This window comes from Dyadobacter sp. CY343 (assembly GCF_021390335.1).
Classification (GTDB): domain Bacteria; phylum Bacteroidota; class Bacteroidia; order Cytophagales; family Spirosomataceae; genus Dyadobacter.
In genome coordinates, this window is the sequence record NZ_JAJUXK010000004.1 from 958,137 (window position 1) to 977,363 (window position 19,227).

Genomic DNA, 19,227 nt, shown 5'->3' on the forward strand with positions numbered 1-19,227 from the left:
TCGTTTTTTACTGTTTGTTTAACCAAAGGAACTGCGCGTTTGGTTCGCTTTATACCTTCACAACCTTCCACCCGCCCATTCTGAAACGCCAGATGCCGAGCAAAGCAAGTACCGATTCTGCGATCGGGACCGACGCAAAAACGCCTATTGGCCCCATATCTAGCATAACGGCCAGCACATACGCAACCGGTATTTCGATCGCCCAGAAGCAGATCAGGTTGAGTATAGTCGGCGTTTTAGTATCTCCCGCTCCATTCAGCGATTGGATCACGACCATTCCGTAGGCATAAAATCCATAACCCAGACAAAGTACACGCAATGCCGTTTTCCCGGTTTCGACCACTTTTGCATTAGTACTAAATAAACTCACGATCATTTCTGCGCCGGCAAACATAAATACCGAAAGTCCGAGCAAGAACACCAGATTGTAAAAAGCGCATTTCCAGACCGAAGCCTCTGCCCGCTCAGGCTTTTGCGCTCCCAGATTTTGGCCAACTAATGTAGCAGCTGCATTTGCCAGTCCCCAGGCCGGCAGCAATGTGAACATAATTACGCGGATAGAAATGGTATACCCAGCCACCACGTCGCTTCCAAATTCGGACAGAATACGCGTCAGGAAGATCCAGCTGGCCGAGCCGATCAGAAACTGCACGGTGCCGCCTGTCGCTACTTTGATGATCGTGGCAATCATTTCTTTATTCGGAGCAAGATCCGCCCAGGTTAGTGACAACATTTTGTTCACTTTGGTCAAAGAAAAAAGCTGGTAGGCGACACCTATCGAGCGGCCGGTTGCAGTTGCGATTGCTGCGCCTGTAACGCCCAGCTCAGGAAAAGGCCCGACGCCGAATATCAATATCGGTCCCAGGATCATATTGAAAACATTCGCGACGATCAGCGATCGCATTGCCGTAGCAGCGGACCCGGCCCCTCTCAATGCACCACTCAACGAATAGAGCAACACCACTACCGGGCTACTCAGAAACTGTATACGCGCAAAATTGGTACCCGTCGCAATTACCTTTTCGTCAGCGCCCATCGCACGCAGAATATCGCCTGCGAACCAGGTTCCTACAGCTGCAATAACCAGCGAGATAGATAGCGAAATAAGGATAACCTGACCAATAGCACGTTTAGCCTGCGCGGGATTTCCCTCTCCGATACGGCGCGAAATAGTGGCCGTAGCAGCAGTACTTAACCCTATCGCAACCGAATATACAAGTGTAATCACAGATTCGGTGAGGCCGACGGTCGCGACAGCCTCAGTACTGACCTTTGAAACGAAAAAAATATCAACAACGGCAAAAAGCGACTCCATGACCATTTCCAGGATCATGGGCACAGATAATAGAAAAATGGCGCGGTTGATGCTCCCCTCGGTAAAACTTTCTTCGGAGCCACGAATAGCCTGACGAAGTAGTTGAAACCACTTTTTCATTTTTGGAAAAATTGAAATGTATAAAATGAAGAATGCGACCCGTGCAGATCACAAAAATAAAACTGGAAAAATGACCGGAAGGTCGGTGGACTAAGCTTGTAGTCCGAGGTTGAAGAGCAGCATCGGCTTTTGGGATTTGCGCAAATATACAAAAGTGTTTTTCGCAAAATCAAACAAAATGAAAGCCGTTCAGTCAATTAATGTTACTCAGGCATAAAGTTTTATGAACTTTTGAAGCCGACTTGCCGTTGAAAATCTACCTTCTCCGCATACAGACGCTGCAAGTTGCTACATTGCAGACACAATTATTAAGAAACAAAAAAGCATTACATGATCGATAAAAATAAATTATACTCCACTGCAGTTCAGCCCGAAAAGGCTGTTTTAGTGGCGGTTAGTACCCAAAAACAATCGGCTGACAAAACAAAGGAATACCTGGAAGAGCTTGCATTTCTGGCAACGACCCTGGGAATAGAAACGATTGCACAATTTACCCAAAACCTGGAACGTCCGGATATCCGCACCTACACAGGGAAAGGGAAACTGGAAGAAATACATACGTTTATCAAAGCGACTCCGGTGGATATGGTCATTTATGATGATGATCTTACGCCGTCGCAGGTTCGAAATCTGGAAGCCGAATTCACTGATATCAAGGTGATTGACAGAAGCCTACTGATCCTGTCGATCTTCGCAATGCGTGCTCAGACTGCACAATCCAAGTTGCAGGTAGAGCTCGCGCAATATCAATATATGTACCCCAGGCTTACCCGTTTGTGGACGCACTTAAGCCGCCAGTCAGGTGCTGGTGTAGGTATGCGCGGACCTGGTGAAACGGAATTGGAAACGGATAGAAGGATCGTAAAAGACCGGATCGCATTCCTGAAAGAGAAGCTGGAAAAAGTGGATCGGCAGAGCGTAACACGCAGAAAAGAGCGCGACAGATTGGTGCGTGTAGCGATCGTGGGCTATACCAATGTTGGCAAATCGACTTTAATGCGCGGCTTGTCGAAAGCAGACGTATTTGCAGAAAACAAACTTTTTGCGACCGTTGATTCGACTGTCCGGAAGGTAAATATGGAAAACATTCCATTCCTTTTAACGGATACTGTTGGGTTTATCAGGAAGCTCCCTACTACGCTGATCGAGTCTTTTAAATCGACGCTGGATGAGGTGAGGGAAGCCGATATTCTGATGCACGTGGTTGATATTTCACACCCTTCTTTTGAGGAACATCTGGATGTTGTGAACAAAACGCTGGAAGAAATAGGCGCTGCGAATAAGCCTGTCATATTGGTTTTCAACAAGATAGACCTTTATAAACCTTTTTCTCATGCAGATGGAGAGGAAGAGGAGGAGACGCAGGACGGCATCATGCTCCAAGAAACGCCACTTGAACAACTCAAGAAAAGCTACATTGCCGATAAAGCTGAACACGTTGTATTTATTTCTGCTGAAAAGAAGGAGAATATTGAGGAATTGAGGAATACATTGTTCGCTCTTGTTAAGGAAAGACATTTCTCCATTTATCCGAACTGGCTGGATCTGGGCTACACTGCGATTCAAACAGAGGAATAATCTTTGTAATTCAAACGATTTTTTCCGAGTTTTGCAGCCCAAATTGACTGCGTAGTTCAACGGATAGAGCGCGCGGCGCCCGATAGGAGTTGTCGGATGCGACCCCAGCCTAAACTCTAGATATGGGCCGGGGTTGCGAACAACTCGATTCCCTTCGCGGTCACAATTGGAAAAGTAAGAGACTGCGTAGTTCAACGGATAGAATAGGAGTTTCCTAAACTCTAGATATGGGTTCGATTCCCGTCGCGGTCACGGAAGCCAGGTTTAAGCCTGGCTTTTTTGCGTTGAATGATGTTTGAAGATTAGAATAGGAGTTGTCGAATGGGACTCCAACTAAACTCTAGATATGGCCGGGCGGCCGGTGCCGTTCGATTCCCGTCGCGGTCACGGAAGCCAGGTTTTAACCTGGCTTTTTTGCGTTGAATGATGTTTGAAGATTAGAATAGGAGTTGTCGAATGCGACTTCAACCTAAACTCTAGATATGGCCGGGCGGCCGGTGCCGTTCGATTCCCGTCGCGGTCACTGAGCCAGGTTTTAAGCCTGGCTTTTTGTTGTAACAATTGCGTAGTTCAACGGATATAGCGCGCGGCGCCCGATAGGAGTTTGTCGAATGCGACTCCAACTAAACTCTAGATATGGGCCGGGGGCGCGTTCGACTCGATTCCCGTCGCGGTCACGAAAGCCAGGCATTAAGCCTGGCTTTTTTGCGTTATAAAAGTTGAAGCTAATTCTGTTTGCTCAACTGCGTAGCTCAACGGATATAGCGCGCGGCGCCCGACGCGCGGCGCCCGATAGGAGTTTGTCGAATGCGACTCCAACTAAAATCTAGATATGGGCCGGGGTCGCGGTCGACTCGATTCCCGTCGCGGTCACGAAAGCCAGGTTTTAAGCCTGGCTTTTTTGCGTTATAAAAGTTGAGCTAGTTCATTAAACGGATGGCTTCAAGATTTTATAACCCCAGGTTTTTCAGCATTTCCCTATTCACCTTGCTGACGTCAAACTTTTCCTCGGCATATCTCCGCCCGTTTAAACCGAGTTCTACAATTTGATCTGGATTTAAAATCAGTTCCTTCATGCATTGAGCCAATATTGTCGAATCGCCTGGGGGTACTAGAAATCCATTTGAATAACGGGGATCAGGGTTGACAACTTCTCTGCATCCGGCCGTGTCGGTGGTAACCACTGCACGTCCGATTGATAACGCTTCAAGCAGTGCTCTTGGCGTGCCTTCACGGTACGAGGGAAGCACCACGACCGAACTTTTTTCAATTAGCGACGGAATATCCTTTCTAAAACCCAGGTAAGTTACTACCTCTCCTTTTAGAAGATTATCGAGCAGGTCAGCATCAATGCGATCGATGTTCTGCTCTTCAAACTCACCAGCCAGATAAAACTTAACTTCGGGGTAGTGTCTGCGGATTATTTTCACTGCATCATAGTACTCTTTAACTCCCTTCGATTTGATCAGCCTCCCTACCATCAAAAATGTAATGCTGGACAGGTTTACTTGCTTAAATGGATACCTGGATAAATTTACGCCCGACCCGTTTACAACCTTCGTTTTTTCAGCTGGTACCAACCCCATTTTTACAAGCAGGTCCCGATCATCCGGATTATGAAAAATCACATTTCTATTGCATTTCAAAGCATTTTTAAGTAAAAAGTGCACAACCTTTTTATGTCCTTTTTCAACATTTTCACCTTCGACAAAATTGTATCCAAGTCCTGTCAGCATTGAACAGATTTCCTTAATTCCCGAAAGGAAAGCGATCATACTCCCGAAAATGACCGGCTTGATGGTATACCCAAAAAACAATGAAGGCTTTTCCCTGCCGATTACTTTAAACAGAAACATACAATAAGCCAGATCTTCAAGGATTGATATGTTATTCGGCTTCAAATTGCTTTCAAAAACCGTAACACCGATTGACTGCAGATCATCGCGGATTTCCCCATCGCTTATAACAGGAGAAACTAGCACGACGCGATGATCTTTAACCATTTCCCTTAATAAATCTCCCCTAAATGCTACAACCGAGCGAGGCGGGCCGCAGGCGACCAAAATCGTTTTCAAAGCCATTCTAATGTAAAAATTCTACAAGTACATTTAAGTTACTATTTGCTTTCGAATATTAGTTATTTTAATGCCCAAAATGCACTATTCACATGATCGCATTCCCTTATGAATCTATCAGTATTACGCTCGGGTAAACGGCCCAGTGTACTTGTTACCGGCGGTGCTGGCTTTATCGGGAGCCACCTGGTGCCGGCTTTTTTAAAAATCGGATTCAAAGTTCAGGTTCTGGATAACCTTTCAACCGGTCTATTAGAAAATCTTCCCGTCCATCCGGATTTGTCTTTTAATCAAGCAAGCATTCTGGACGAAGCTGAGATGCGAAATCTGGGAAAATTTGACCTCGTAGTTCATCTGGCCAGCATTGTCGGAATGAAACTTGCCAAACAAGATCCAATACTTACTTACAAGACTGCGATCAAGGGTACCGAAAACGTCCTGAGATACACTGGCGACACTCCTGTCGTTCTGTGTTCTTCGTCGTCCGTATATGGACTTTCGGACACGGGCACAAGGATGCGGGAAGATGCAGAAATTGCAGAAAATAGCCTACTAGATTACGATGGAGGCATACTGGGTTATGCTTGCGGCAAGCGCCATATGGAAGAACTGGGTATTGCGGCCTCAGCTTCTGGCAGGCAGGTGCTTATCCTTCGACCTTTCAATGTCATCGGAGTAGGGCAGGTGGGTACTTATGGAATGGTTGTTCCTACGTTTATTGGAGCGGCAATGGCAGGTATGCCACTGCGCGTATTTGGAGATGGGAATCAATCGCGTTGTTTTAGTGATGTGACTACATTTGTACAATCCTTAATACAATTGTTGTCGACAAAGATGGCATGGCGGCCAGGCCATAACATTGTCAATCTCGGTTCCGACCAGACGGTTAGCATAAATTTGCTGGCACTGAAAATAATCAATGCCGTCGGCTCATCGTCTGTAATTGAATACGTGCCTTTCAAAACCGTATTTCCCGGGCAAAAAGATGTACAAAACAGGCTCCCTGATATTTCTTATTCAAAAACCCTCATCGGTGATATCAACTGGCCGATCATTGATGATGTTATTAAAACCTTCCTTGACGTTAAAAGCATTGCTTCATGATTGATAATCACAACGAAGTTGTACTTCTTGGGGCAGGCATTACTGGTCTGGCCGCTGCGAGTGAACTGGGTGAAAGTGCGACGGTTTTTGAAAGATCAGAAAGGCCGGGAGGATTGGTAAAATCTCACTGTTTCAACGACGGATATTGGTTTGACCATGTGCTGCACATTTTCCACTGCAACAAACCGGACATTCTAAAAAAGGTAAATGAAATCGTTGGTCCGCTACTCGCGGAATGTCCCCCTGTGGCATGGATCGAGACAGCTGCTGGTGTAGTTCGTTATCCTTTTCAGCTCAATCTAGGCAGTTTGTCGACAGAAGCGAAAATTAATTGCGTTAAAGACTTTTCACACGCATTTTACCAGCAAAAGGATTTTTCAGGAATGTCTTATGGCGAATACCTGACGAATGCGTTTGGAAAAACCATGTGCGATCTTTTTTACTATCCATACAATGAAAAGCTTTGGAAACTTCCGCTGGATGAGATTTCCACAAATGGTCAGCTATGGAACTTGCACCGACCTTCCTTCGATGAAATCCTCCGCGGCTTAGTTGAGCCAAATGTCCTGCGGGAAACTTATAATACGAATGCATTTTACCCGCGGCCTGAGATCAACGCACCGTTACGAGGTATGGAAATCCTTTCACAAGGTTTTAGCAGGAAAGTAAAAAAGCTGAATTTGAGTTCGGAGATCGTCCACGTTAACCCACGAAAGAGAACTGTTTCATACGCCCGGAATGGGCAGGTGAATGAATACGGGTATGATCGCCATTGTCTGTCTACTATTCCATTGCCGGCTTTAATGCATTTATGCGAAGGAGTACCCGATCATTTACTGAGAGACGTGAAAAAGCTGAAATGGGTCAAAGTGCTTTCCATTGCCCTTTCAATTAAAGGTGCCAGACCTGTAAATCCTGGCTGCTGGCGCTATTTCACTGACTCCGAAGCGCCGTTTACCAGATTGGTATTCATGACTGAATTTGACACCAACAATGCGCCTGAAGAAGGTTGGGGACTGTTGGTAGAAATCCCGTTGAGCGCCGATGATCCATCTGCACTGGAAGAGCCGATTCAGGAAAAAGCGATTAAAGCTATCAAAAAGGCTGGTTTCGTTTCAGACGACCACGAGATTATTGGGATTCACAAATGGCTTGCAGATCCTGCATATGTCGTATTTACTCCTGAAACACGCCAGATCATAGATCATTGCCACGAATATCTTGCGCAATTTGATATTACGTCTGGCGGCAGATACGGCAGCTGGGAATATTCTTCCATGTCAAGAAATATTGAGGATGGATTCGAAATCGGCAAAAAACTACGCGGATGAACTGGCCACTGATATTCGGCGTCTCACTTGTTGCGGGCACATTATTTACGTGGCTTGTCCGCACTTTTGCATTAAAAAATAACATTGTCAACAAGCCTAATCCCATTGTTCCGCAACATGTAAAGCCGGTTGCCTACCTCGGCGGACTTGGCATCTTCCTGGGCGGAGTAACTTCGCTTGCCATAATATACTACTTTGAATTGCTCTCCTTTCCGGAAGCCGGAGCTGCATTAGGCGCCGCCGGATTTTTGATACTGGGCATATTTGATGATCTGAACGTGTATAGCGCTCGAAAGAAATTCGCCATTCAACTAATACTTGCATTTGCTAGTGTGGCTTTCGGTGTAAAAGCAGCATTTACGAATATAGCTGCCATCGATTTTCTGCTTTCTGCATTCTGGATCTTGGTACTGGTAAATGCGGCTAACCTGACCGATGTATGCGATGGCCTGGTAGGCGGTTTATGTTTGATCACATTTATGTTCCTGGCTATTACTAACCAGGAACAGGCTGGCTTCGCATTACTTATTTCCGGAAGTATATTGGGTTTTTTGATCTTCAACTCGCCAAGAGCCAGCATATTTTTGGGTGATGCTGGTTCTCACATGCTTGGATTCGTGCTGGCAGCTATAACACTGCTTCGCTTCGAACATAGTCCCACACTTGCAGAATTTGGGAGTTTCCTGCTTGTTCCGGGAGTTATGCTTTTTGAACTTGCATTTTTGACTGTAGTTCGCATTCAAAAGGGACTCGCCTGGTGGAAAGGAAGTCCTGACCATTTTTCCCTTCGCCTGCAAAGCGCAGGCTTTACGAGGTGGCAGACTGATGTGATCGCATGGACAGCGCAGGTATTTATTTTGATAGTCGCTTTTTACACTTCTAATGTTGGTATCATTTACCAACTCGCATTATATCTAACACTTTTTGCAGCTCTGTCTTTCAGCTGGCAATACTTACTCCGTCATGAAGTGCAAAGGCGTACTTAGCAATCAAAATACTTTTTGCATTAATCCGGTATACCGAGCAATAAGCAAGAGCAAGCTAATCTTCAAAAAAGGGGATTTTTGAATCATTGAACTGGCAATTAAATTCCCCAGTTTTAGATTATTGTAAAAATTTGCGATTTGGTATGGCATTAACAATCAGCGTATTAATATCATTACGTTAAACCAAAAGCATTAGCACAACAATTGTATTGCATATCAACAAATATCAACCCGCAATACAATGCAAATGTTCTCAGGTCTTGGTCGTTCCAGGTACATCCCACTCCTCGTTCTTTTTACGCTTGCTATCCTGCAATCCTGCCGGAAAAATCCGAAGGAAATGACAAGCGCCGAACTGGCCGAAGCAATCACAGAAAAAAATTACGATAAGCTCCTGGAATTCTCCAAGAAAGTTGGGGTAGACCCGGAGAAGTTCTCAGCGAAAGACAGGGTAGCGCCGGTATATGCGCTGCTGGAAGAGATTGGTTTTGGGCATAAACCTGCGATCAGATTTACCCAGAAAAAAATTGAAGTAGATACAGTTATGCTACGTGCAGCCGCAGAAGAATTGGTGGAAGGTAAGGCTATTGAGAAAGTAATGGAAAAGCTGGAACCTGTTTTTCCAGTTTATAATAACCTGAAAGTCAACTATGCCCGGTTACTGAAAGAGAGCAAATATGACAGCGCTGCCTACGTGGCTGAGTCCATGAATGCGTACCGGTGGATTCACAGACAAACTAAAAATGCGCCTCGTTTTGTCATGGTCAACATCCGCGGGGCTTACTTAACAGCGATGGATTCTGCCGGGAAAAATGTTCTGACCATGCGCACCGTAGTCGGAAAAGCGGATACACCGACGCCAACTATCGACACTTACGCGACAAGTATTGTAACGCACCCATACTGGAATGTGCCAAAAAGCATTGCGATCAAGGAAATTCTGCCAAAAGCCGCCAGTGATCCTGAATATTTATCAAGAAACAGGATTGAGGTGATCGATAACAGCGGTCAGGTTGTGAACCCGGAAGATATTGACTGGGAGGAAATGAAGGAAAAGAAGTTCCCCTATCGTTTCAGACAGGAAACCGGAGAAGATAATTCGCTGGGTCTATTGAAAGTTGAGATCAAAAATCCATTGGCGATTTATTTGCATGACACCAATGCCAGGTATCTTTTCGCTAGCAATCAAAGGTGGAGAAGTCACGGTTGCGTGCGTGTGCAGCGCCCCACTGAGTTGGCTAATTATATGGCTGGTACTGAATTGCTGGGAGATGATTTTATGACTGAACCGGATACAGTTTCAACTCCTCCGAAATGGCACAAGCTGCAAGTCAGGATTCCTGTATTCCTGTTATATCTGGGAGCGGATTGTAATGAAAAAGGAGACTTGCTTTATTTTCCCGATATATATAAGAGAGGATCACCTAAGGCGCGTTTGACGTTGTCCAAAGACAAACCGGCCAGCAAAGGCGACGCCTGAAGATATTTTTGGTTGGCAGAATATATAAACAGACCTGCGCCGCCATATAGTAAGTCGATGATTTTTTTAGAATCCTCCACAGAAACAGCCGGACAACCGAGGCTTCGTCCCAATCGGCCGGTATTCTTAATAAAAGATTCGCTTACATAATCAGCACCATGCATAACGATCGCCCTTTCCAAAGCGCGGTCGTTTATGCCTTTTTCCACACCTTCGAGCCTTAAAGACAAACCGTGCTTGCCCTGATAAGTACCAAGTGTCTTATAAAAACCTAAGCTGGATTGATAGGAAGAATTATCATTAGAAAACTTCTCTGCGAACTCCTGACCAGAGTTCCTACCGTGTGCGACGTACGTGTTGAATAGCACTTTTTTCTTCAAAAGATCAATCACATACAACCTCTTATTGCGGGAAGACTGGGTAAAATCGGCAATAGCGAGTATCTGATTTTGCAGGTCCATTTTTTGGAAACCAAACCAAGCACAGTAAAATGCTGATTCCGAAAGCCCCTGTTCTTTTAAGTTTAAAGAATCATACAAAGAAACCCATTCCGGGCGGGCTATTGAATCTGAATCTGCGACACTGATTTTTCTTGGAGAAGAAGTGTCTGTGAACGGATTGATCTGCTGGATACCTAAGGAAATACTAAGCGCAATGATCACCGCCACAAAAACCGCATGAGCCTTCGTCATTTCTTGTCGTTTTGTTGGAAAAAATTGATTTCAACTGGTAGTTTAACAGGTAGAGGGTTAACAGGCAGGTTGACACTAATGGTTCCTAAAAATGAAAAAAGAGCCACTAAACAGCTGATTTAGTGACGCTTACAAAGCATCGAATTTTTTATTTTTTCTCAATACCCGCCAGTATCCGGCCGATATCGTTGGCGCGACTCATGAAATTGAGACTGGTATCGAGATCTTTGTTATCAATTGCTTCTTTGAACCGCTTCAATAATTCAATATAGTCGCCTAACGCTTTGGAGACATTATTTTTGTTTTGGTCAAAGATAGGTGCCCACATTTGCGGCGAGCTTTTGGCCAGCCTCACAGTCGAAGAAAAACCGGTACTCGCCATATCGAATATCGCTTTCTCATCTGCTTCTTTGTCCAAAACCGTCAGGCCAAGTGCAAAAGAACTGATGTGGCTCAAATGGGAAACGTAGGCCAAATGCAGATCGTGCTCGACCGGTTTCATGTAGTGGATCTTCATGCCGGCATCTCGCAAAAACGTTTCTACCAGCCCCAACGACTCAGGATTACTCTTTTCTTTATCGCAAATGATCACGTTTTTATGCGGCAAAAGCTCCTTGAATGCAGCGCCCGGACCTGAATCTTCCGTTCCGGCCATTGGGTGAACCGCCACGAACTGAGCTCTTTTAGGATGCGTGTCAGCGAGCTGGCAAATCAGTTCTTTGGTTGAGCCCAGATCCATTATCGTGCGGCCCTCGGGTAAAAGATCGAGCATGGGAGGAAGCAGTTTACAAATGGCGTCCACGGGTGTGGCAAGCACATTCAACTCTGCTATTTGTAAAGCTTCTTCCAGACTAACTATCTCGTCGACAATACCTTTCGCAAGTGCGATCTTCTGATTTACACCGGAGTTATCTACTCCGACAAACCTTACATTAGGATATTTTTCACGCAAAGCCAGGGCAAATGAGCCGCCCAACAAGCCAATCCCGATAATACTAACTACCATATTGATATCATTGACTTAGCTTTTAATTCTTTCCACGGCCTCCCAGATCCGCTCTTTCGGCAAACAAAGCGACAACCGGATATAGCGCTGACCTTTCGGCCCGAATATGAAACCGGGCGCAATAAAAACGTGCTTTTCCAAGAGCGCTTCATTCACCAGCTTTTCAGCAGATTCAACCGAATCCGGTAGTTTTCCCCACAGGAACATTCCTTCCTGCTTTGGGTCCCAGGTACAACCGAGCGCATTCAAAAGTGCTTCAGAAGCTTCCAAACGGCCCTGGTAAACCGCATTCCTTTCTGCGTGCCATTCATCAGAATTGTATAAAGCCGCTACCGCCGCTTCCTGCATTGCCCAGAACATCCCTGAATCAACATTGCTTTTGATTGTCAGCACTGCATTAATATAAGGCTTCGCCGCCGCCAGCCAGCCCATTCGCCAGCCTGCCATGTTATGCGACTTACTCATCGAATTCAACTCCATCGCTACTTCCTTCGCTCCCTCGACAGACAGCAAACTGATCGGCTGCCTTTTGTTCAGGATCAGACTGTAAGGATTGTCGTGACAAAGCAGTATCTGGTATTTTTTGGCAAAAGCTACTGCATTTTCAAACAGCTCCAAAGTGGCGGGTGCACCCGTCGGCATGTGCGGATAGTTGAGCCACATGATCTTTGTTTTGTCGCTCACCAGACTTTCCATTGCATTCCAATCGGGCTGCCAGCCATTTTCTTCCTGCAACGGATACTCTTTCACAACAGCACCAACCATTTGACTAACGGCACGATAGGCAGGATACCCGAGCTCCGGCACCAGCACTTCGTCGCCGGGATCGAGGAAGGTGAGACTAATATGTGTAATACCCTCTTTGGAACCGATTAAAGGCAGTATTTCCGAGTTAGGGTCGAGTTTAACTTTGTAATTGTGATCATAAAAGTCGGCAATCGCATTGCGAAAAGCGGGGGTACCTGTATAAGACTGATAACCATGCGCATTCGGTTTCAATATGGCTGACGACAACGCTTCAAGCGTCGCTTCCGACGGCATCATGTCGGGATTACCAATTCCCAGATTGATAACATCACGCCCTTCGGCGATGAGTTTGCGCACTTCGGCAAGCTTCACTGAAAAATAGTATTCAGAAGTTTGCTTTGTACGCCGGGCGGTTTCTATGATCATTATGTACTGAATTTCGCTTTGAGCACTTGGCGGCCAGCGGTTAAAGGATCGACCAGCCTGGTCGAAACGGCGCGCAATTTACGATATTTTCCCGATCAGGCGGATTTCCGGCGTGTGTATGCCAAACAAAAACCTTTAAATTGCAAGATGAACTTTCGGTACCTGATTCCATTGATTGCGCTGATTCTGGCGGGCTGTTCCAAACCGTCGGAAAAAATAATCGTGGCCACCGCTGCTAACGTGCAGTATGTAATGAAGGAGATCAAGGTTGAATTTGAGAAAGAAACGGGAAAGCAGATCGAGATCGTAGTCGGCTCGTCGGGCAATCTCACTACCCAAATTCGTGAGGGCGCGCCTTTCGATGTATTCGTTTCAGCGGATACTAAATACCCGGACGAAATTTTTAAAAATGGCGGCTCAGACGAAAAACCGAGAGTTTATGCGTTAGGTTCTTTGGTGTTATGGTCAAAAAACATCCCGCAGGCAAAACTGAATACTGCATTATTATCTACTGAAAAAATCAGGAAAATAGCAGTACCCAATCCTAAAACGGCGCCTTACGGAGTTGCAGCAATAGATGTACTAAAATCACAAAAACTATACGATCAAACCGAACCCAAACTGGTGTACGGCGAAAGTACCGCGCAAACCGCACAGTATATTATGTCGGGCTCGGCAGAAGTCGGGTTTAATGCCTTATCAATAGTACTCTCGCCAGAAATGAGGAATAAGGGGTATTATATAGTGGTAGATTCAATCTTATACCAACCAATAGAACAAGCTGCGATTTTATTAAAACATAGCGACGATTCCCCCAAAAAAGAGTCCAGCCAAAAATTCTACGATTTTCTATTTTCCGAAAAAGGCAAAGCCATTTTAAAGAAATACGGCTATAAATAGCAGCAATCATCCCCGTTCCACAACGGCTCATTCAATCATTCAGTCATTCAAAATTCAATCATTTAAAATGGACTACCAGCCAATCTGGCTCACTTTCCGGCTCGCGACCATCACATCGGCTATTTTGCTTGTGCTGGCATTGCCGGTTGCCTATTGGCTTGCATTCGGAAAGTTCAAAGGGCGCGGCGTGGTAGAGGCGGTAATCGGCTTGCCGCTGGTTTTGCCCCCGTCTGTGATCGGATTCTATCTTTTGCTGGCATTCAGTCCCTCCTACTGGTTTGGGGCTTGGATCGAAAAAGTGCTGGGGCTGCGGCTGGTTTTTTCATTTCCCGGGCTCGTTATCGCTTCCATTTTATATAGCCTGCCATTTATGGTCTACCCGATCCGCGCCGGGCTGCAATCGTTACCCGCTTCGTTGCGGGAAGCTTCCTATACTTTGGGAAAAACTGAAATGCAGACATTTTTCAAAGTGCTGTTACCCAATTGCAAACCCGCCATTCTCACGGCTTTTGTACTCACTTTTGCGCATACTGTGGGCGAATTTGGGGTGGTTTTGATGATCGGAGGAAATATTCCGGGTGTTACAAAAGTAGCTTCTGTCGCGATCTATAATGAAGTGGAAGCGCTGAATTACGGCGTGGCAAATCAATATGCGTTAATTTTATTTGCAATCACTTTCGTGATTTTATTGCTCGTCTATTCAATCAACAACCGCCTGCTCCGTGTCCGACAGTCAGCTTAACATTGCGATCCGGCATACGCTCCACACCGCCCAGGGTACATTACCGATGGAAGTGTCATTCTCTCTCGAGAAAGCAGCAATTATGGCATTGACCGGACCTTCCGGAGCTGGGAAGACAACGCTATTAAAGCAGATTGCGGGGTTACTGATGCCTGAAGAGGGCAAAATTGCAATAGGAAACGCGCTCTGGCTGGATACTCAAAATCAATACAAATCACCGCCACAGCAGCGGAATATCGGTTTTGTTTTCCAGGATTACGCTTTATTTCCAAATATGTCGGTTGCTGAAAATTTAACTTTCGCACTGCCAAAAGGTGGAGACAAAACAATTGTGGAGGAACTTTTGGAAGCTACCAGACTGGAAAATTTAGCCGACAGAAAACCAAGTCAGATTTCCGGCGGGCAGCAGCAGCGGGTTGCATTGGCGCGGGCTCTGGTCCGGAAGCCGGAGCTGCTATTGCTCGACGAGCCTTTTTCGGCCGTAGATCCCGAGATGCGTTACCAGTTGCAGGAGTTTATATTGAAATTTCACAAGCTTTACCAATTCACGGCGATCATCGTCACGCACGAGACCAGCGAAATCTTCCGTCTCGCTGATCAGGTTGGGATTATGGAAAATGGGAAGTTAACGCAATTCGGCCCGCCAGCGCAAGTCTACCTGAATAACAGTCAGCCAGAAAAGGATCTTTACATTCATGGTGAGATCATTAATTACACCAAGACCGCCGATTGTATTCTTGCGAATGCATGGATTGACAACAAGATACGACTGATAGAGCTTCCTTTTGGAATGGAAGAAAAGGCGCTTACAGGTAAAAAATTTACGTTATGCCTTTCCCTTCAATCTCCCGAAATTTTGTGGCTCAGTTGATTTAAAAAGCATTTTTTGCCAGAAAGTAACTTTGCGACTAATTCGTCTTTTCCCCTTAAAATCCCTTTTACATTCCTATGAAGCTATTTTTTAAATTGTTACAGATTGCAGTTTTCGTTTTGCCAATGATCGCCATGCGGCAGGACAAACCTCTCAAAGTCATTTTCTTCGGCGATTCGATCACGCAAGCTGGCGTAAATCCGACAGGGTACATCACCCAAATGGGCGAAATGCTGAAAGCCAAAAATCAAAGCAATCAATATGAGCTCATCGGAGCCGGAATTGGCGGAAATAAGGTATACGATCTTTATCTCAGGCTCGAAGATGATGTACTTTCGAAAAAGCCGGATGTGGTATTTATTTATGTAGGAATCAACGACGTTTGGCATAAAGCGTCGTCGGGAACTGGCACTGATCCTGATAAATATGTGAAGTTTTACGAGGCGCTGATCAAGAAAATGAAAGCGCAGAACATCCGCGTGATCGTTTGCACGCCGACTGTTATTGGTGAAAGAAGTGATAATTCAAACCAGCAGGACGGAGATTTGAACCAATATTCCAAACTGATCCGTGAAATAGCTTCCAGAAACGGCCTGCAACTCTGCGACCTGCGCAAACATTTCGCAGACTACCTCATTCGGAACAACCCTGAAAATAAAGAAAAAGGTATCCTAACAACTGACAGAGTACATTTAACCGATGCAGGAAACACGTTTCTAGCAGAAAAAATGCTGGAGGCGCTGGTCCAGAAATAAGCTTTTTCCGTTGACTGAAGTCAACGGAAATTGATTTTAGATGCGATTCGGGATTTGATTTGTGCCGGCTTCCAGGGACGCTTTATTCTAGATAACTTTGCTCTAATCTGAAAAAACGAAATCAATTTCCGCCGACTTCAGTCGACGGAAACGGGTTTCTTCAGTTGCTATTCAGGATTTCATTTGTGCCAGCTTCCAGGGACGCTTTATTCTAAATAACCGGTTTCCGTTGACTGAAGTCAACGGAAATTGATTTTAATTGCTATTCGGGATTTGATTTGTGCCGGCTTCAAGAGACATATTATTCTAGATACCTCGATCCAAATCTAACAAAGCGAAATCAATTTCCGCCGACTTCATTCGACGGAAACGGGCTTCTTCAGTTGCTATTCAGGATTTCATTTGTGCCAGCTTCCAGGGACGCTTTATTCTAAATAACCTTTTTCCGTTGACTGAAGTCAACGGAAATTGATTTTAATTGCTATTCGGGATTTCATTTGTGCCAGCTTTCAGGGATGCTTTATTCTAGATAACTTTGCTCTAAATCTGAAAAAACGAAATCAATTTCCGTCGACTTCAGTCGACGGAAACCGGTTCCTTCAGTTGCTATTCGGGATTTCATTTGTGCCAGCTTGCAGGGATGCTTTATTCTAAAAAAGACACTTCTTACAAATTCGAAAAAACAAATCAATTTCCGTTGACTTCAGTCAACGGAAACCGGTTCCTTGAGCTACCACAATTTTTCCGGATATTCCCCGCTCTCGTGCAGCGCTGCCAGCGACGCCTGTACATTGGGCTTATCATCCGGATAAGTTACTCCAAACCAGTCGGAAGAGCTGCGGAACACACGGCAGTTGCCGAGACCATTCTCGATAAGTTTCGTCATAACGGTCGGGATGTAAAACTCAGCTTTTGGAGTATTGATATTTTCTCTCGCATAAGTTTCGAAAAACTCTTTGGTTAGCGGGAACATAGTTGGTTTGAAACCCCAGAAATTCATAGAAACTGGCGTTTCTGGCGCTAATTCGGTTTTCAATCCTTCTTCCTCAAAGTAAATTTTTCCATTTTCCTCGAAGATCTTGGTCCTCTCTACAACCGATTCCAGATTATGGTCTGCTCTTTCAATGCAGATTCCGCGGGATACTGTTCCGTTTTCTGATAATGTCCTTTTCAACTCGTACCCGATCATCGCATGCTGCGAATCGTCGGTGTCGGTTTGGAGAAACTGCGCCATCGTTTCAAATGCGTCGCGACCGTAAAAATCGTCCGCATTAATCACTGCAAAAGGTGTATCAGTTTGCGACCAGGCGCACAAAGTAGCGTGGCCGGTTCCCCAGGGTTTGGTTCTTTCCACGGTGCCCAAGTCTTCCGGCACGTAGGATTGTATTCCCTGGATCGCAAAGTCAAAATCGATCTTACCTTTCAGTTTTGGCGCAAAAATAGCTTCTGCATTGTCCTTAATTTCTTGGCGAACGATGAAAACGACCTTTCCAAAGCCGCTCCTAATCGCATCATATAATGAGTAATCGATAATCGTTTCTCCGTTCGGCCCAAACTGGTCTAGCTGCTTGATGCCACCGTATCGGCTACCTATTCCGGCAGCAAGAATCAAAAGAGTTGGTTTCATTTAAATTGGATAAAACTGTACTGTGGTGTATAAAAGTTGCGGGCAAAATAAGGCCATTCAAGACGATAAAAAAAACGCGCCCCGATTTCAGAGCGCGTTTTGACAAATAAAATATTTTAATATTTATACTGCGAAGCTTTCTCCGCATCCGCATGTGCGGGTCGCATTTGGATTCACAAATTGAAAACCTTTACCATTCAGACCGTCCGAAAAATCGAGCGTAGTGCCGGCCAGGTAAAGTAAACTTTTCTTATCAACGATGATTTTCACTCCTTTATCTTCGAAAATCATATCAGTTGGTTTGGAGTCTGAGTTGAATTCCAGATTGTAAGTCAGACCGGAACAGCCACCTCCCAAAACACCAACTCTGATCTGGTAATCATTGGCAAATCCATCCGCATTACGGAGTTCAACAATTTTGTTTTTGGCGGTATCGCTTACAGTAACCATGATTTTTGAATTTTGTAACTACCTTTTTAAACAACTCAAACCTTCTAGAAAGTTCATTTGAATCGAGAAATAAGCTTACTCCGAAAGGATCACTGCGCCTCCCTTATTAATGGAGGAAACATGCAGCGCAGCCGCTATTCCAGCCTCTGCGAACCTGTTTTTCATCGCCTCACCTGCCTTTTCCGCATTTTCAATTCCTCTGCTCAATGCGAATATGGAAGGTCCGGAACCCGAAATACTGCAACCCAGCGCCCCATTTTCAATAGCGGCCTGTTTCACTTCTTTAAATTCTGGTATTAAAATAGAACGCACCGGTTCAATAATTACATCTACCATCGAGCGGCTGATCAGGTCGTAATCGGCCTGCATCAAACCAGCTACCAGCCCGGCGACATTTCCCATTTGGGCGATCGTGTTTTTGAGGGAAACCTCATTTCTTAAAATGAAACGGGCGTCTTTCGTATTGATCTCAATATCAGGATGTACCAATGTGCAGTAGAGATCGTCGGGAACGGGAATTGTAAAAATATCCAGTGGATTATAACTCCTGATCACCACAAAACCGCCCAGAAGCGACGGTCCAACATTGTCCGCGTGTGCTGAGCCGGAAGCAATTCTCTCCCCTTCCATTGCAAAAGGAAGCAACTCCTGTCTTGTCAGCGGGTTACCCAGCATCTCATTGATCGCCACGACGCCGGCTACTGCGCTGGCTGCGCTGGAACCCATTCCGCTACCCAGCGGCATATTTTTATGCAATACTACCTCGCAGCCAAAGTCGGTTATGCCAAGATGTTTAAGCAAATACAGCATTACGCCGGTCACAGAATTCTTCTCTGCATTTCTCGGTAATCTGCCTTCATCGCCGGTAATATCCGTGATCACAATGCCCGGCTCGTCACGACGGCGCAACTCCACGGTATCGCCCGGCTCTTTAACCGCAAACCCAAATATATCAAACCCGCAAGCCACATTAGCAACCGTAGCCGGGGCAAAAGCTTTTACAAAATTCACTTTAGATGATT

17 protein-coding genes and 1 tRNA gene are annotated in these 19,227 nt (G+C 45.4%); 10 read left to right on the forward strand and 8 right to left on the reverse strand.

Translation table 11 applies throughout. The features are described 5' to 3' along the window. Positions 1-49 precede the first annotated feature (49 nt). Positions 50-1,435 (reverse strand): MATE family efflux transporter, encoded by a 1,386-nt coding sequence (locus tag LZG94_RS16070; RefSeq protein WP_233792856.1) that lies wholly within the window; start codon positions 1,433-1,435, stop codon positions 50-52. 330 nt (positions 1,436-1,765) lie between these two features. Between LZG94_RS16070 and hflX the strand changes: the two genes are divergently transcribed. Continuing rightward, positions 1,766-3,013, forward strand: a complete 1,248-nt coding sequence (gene hflX, locus LZG94_RS16075; protein ID WP_233792857.1) for a GTPase HflX — start codon at positions 1,766-1,768, stop codon at positions 3,011-3,013. 180 nt (positions 3,014-3,193) lie between these two features. Next, positions 3,194-3,265 (forward strand) — tRNA-Arg (locus LZG94_RS16080). 698 nt (positions 3,266-3,963) lie between these two features. On the opposite strand, the gene LZG94_RS16085 is transcribed toward LZG94_RS16080, so the two are convergent. Further along, a complete protein-coding gene (locus LZG94_RS16085) occupies positions 3,964-5,094 on the reverse strand; it encodes a glycosyltransferase family 4 protein (RefSeq protein WP_233792858.1) in 1,131 nt (376 codons plus the stop codon). 102 nt (positions 5,095-5,196) lie between these two features. Here LZG94_RS16085 and LZG94_RS16090 point away from each other — a divergent pair, with 102 nt between their 5' ends. From LZG94_RS16090 to LZG94_RS16105, 4 genes are all read left to right on the forward strand, one after another. Continuing rightward, positions 5,197-6,192 carry an NAD(P)-dependent oxidoreductase gene (locus LZG94_RS16090; protein WP_233792859.1) on the forward strand — a complete coding sequence of 332 codons (996 nt, stop codon included), beginning with the start codon at positions 5,197-5,199 and terminating at the stop codon, positions 6,190-6,192. After that, the gene (locus LZG94_RS16095) at positions 6,189-7,523 is read left to right on the forward strand and encodes an NAD(P)/FAD-dependent oxidoreductase (protein WP_233792860.1); all 1,335 of its coding nucleotides are present in this window, start codon (positions 6,189-6,191) and stop codon (positions 7,521-7,523) included. Before LZG94_RS16090 ends, LZG94_RS16095 begins: the two co-directional genes overlap by 4 nt. Continuing rightward, positions 7,520-8,509 carry an MraY family glycosyltransferase gene (locus tag LZG94_RS16100; RefSeq protein ID WP_233792861.1) on the forward strand — a complete coding sequence of 330 codons (990 nt, stop codon included), beginning with the start codon at positions 7,520-7,522 and terminating at the stop codon, positions 8,507-8,509. The genes LZG94_RS16095 and LZG94_RS16100 overlap by 4 nt, the downstream gene beginning before the upstream one ends. Before the next feature lie 241 nt (positions 8,510-8,750). Next, positions 8,751-9,989, forward strand: a complete 1,239-nt coding sequence (locus LZG94_RS16105) for a L,D-transpeptidase family protein (protein WP_233792862.1) — start codon at positions 8,751-8,753, stop codon at positions 9,987-9,989. Here LZG94_RS16105 and LZG94_RS16110 read toward each other — a convergent pair. The 3 genes from LZG94_RS16110 to LZG94_RS16120 form a co-directional block, all read right to left on the reverse strand. Next, entirely contained in the window at positions 9,902-10,681 is a 780-nt protein-coding gene (locus LZG94_RS16110) for a murein L,D-transpeptidase catalytic domain family protein (protein WP_233792863.1), read from the reverse strand. The two genes, LZG94_RS16105 and LZG94_RS16110, sit on opposite strands and share 88 nt — an antisense overlap. A gap of 148 nt (positions 10,682-10,829) precedes the next feature. Then, positions 10,830-11,687 (reverse strand): prephenate dehydrogenase, encoded by an 858-nt coding sequence (locus LZG94_RS16115; protein ID WP_233792864.1) that lies wholly within the window; start codon positions 11,685-11,687, stop codon positions 10,830-10,832. Between the two features lie 15 nt (positions 11,688-11,702). Then, entirely contained in the window at positions 11,703-12,860 is a 1,158-nt protein-coding gene (locus LZG94_RS16120; RefSeq protein WP_233792865.1) for a pyridoxal phosphate-dependent aminotransferase, read from the reverse strand. Positions 12,861-13,007: 147 nt separating this feature from the next. Here LZG94_RS16120 and modA point away from each other — a divergent pair, with 147 nt between their 5' ends. From modA to LZG94_RS16140, 4 genes are all read left to right on the forward strand, one after another. After that, entirely contained in the window at positions 13,008-13,760 is a 753-nt protein-coding gene (gene modA, locus LZG94_RS16125; protein WP_233792866.1) for a molybdate ABC transporter substrate-binding protein, read from the forward strand. Between the two features lie 67 nt (positions 13,761-13,827). After that, a complete protein-coding gene (gene modB / locus LZG94_RS16130; RefSeq protein WP_215234428.1) occupies positions 13,828-14,502 on the forward strand; it encodes a molybdate ABC transporter permease subunit in 675 nt (224 codons plus the stop codon). Continuing rightward, positions 14,483-15,373: an ABC transporter ATP-binding protein gene (locus LZG94_RS16135; RefSeq protein ID WP_233792867.1), complete on the forward strand. Its 891-nt coding sequence runs from the start codon at positions 14,483-14,485 to the stop codon at positions 15,371-15,373. Before modB ends, LZG94_RS16135 begins: the two co-directional genes overlap by 20 nt. Positions 15,374-15,450: 77 nt before the next feature. Further along, positions 15,451-16,128, forward strand: a complete 678-nt coding sequence (locus LZG94_RS16140; protein WP_233792868.1) for an SGNH/GDSL hydrolase family protein — start codon at positions 15,451-15,453, stop codon at positions 16,126-16,128. A 730-nt stretch (positions 16,129-16,858) separates the two neighbouring features. Here LZG94_RS16140 and LZG94_RS16145 read toward each other — a convergent pair. The 3 genes from LZG94_RS16145 to LZG94_RS16155 all read right to left on the reverse strand — a co-directional run bounded on the left by LZG94_RS16145 (position 16,859) and on the right by LZG94_RS16155 (position 19,216). After that, complete coding sequence (locus LZG94_RS16145) at positions 16,859-17,755, reverse strand: sugar phosphate nucleotidyltransferase (RefSeq protein WP_233792869.1); 897 nt, start codon at positions 17,753-17,755, stop codon at positions 16,859-16,861. A gap of 123 nt (positions 17,756-17,878) precedes the next feature. After that, positions 17,879-18,205 carry an iron-sulfur cluster assembly accessory protein gene (locus LZG94_RS16150; protein ID WP_233792870.1) on the reverse strand — a complete coding sequence of 109 codons (327 nt, stop codon included), beginning with the start codon at positions 18,203-18,205 and terminating at the stop codon, positions 17,879-17,881. Positions 18,206-18,280: 75 nt separating this feature from the next. Further along, positions 18,281-19,216 (reverse strand): homoserine kinase, encoded by a 936-nt coding sequence (locus tag LZG94_RS16155; RefSeq protein WP_233792871.1) that lies wholly within the window; start codon positions 19,214-19,216, stop codon positions 18,281-18,283. Positions 19,217-19,227 lie beyond the last annotated feature (11 nt).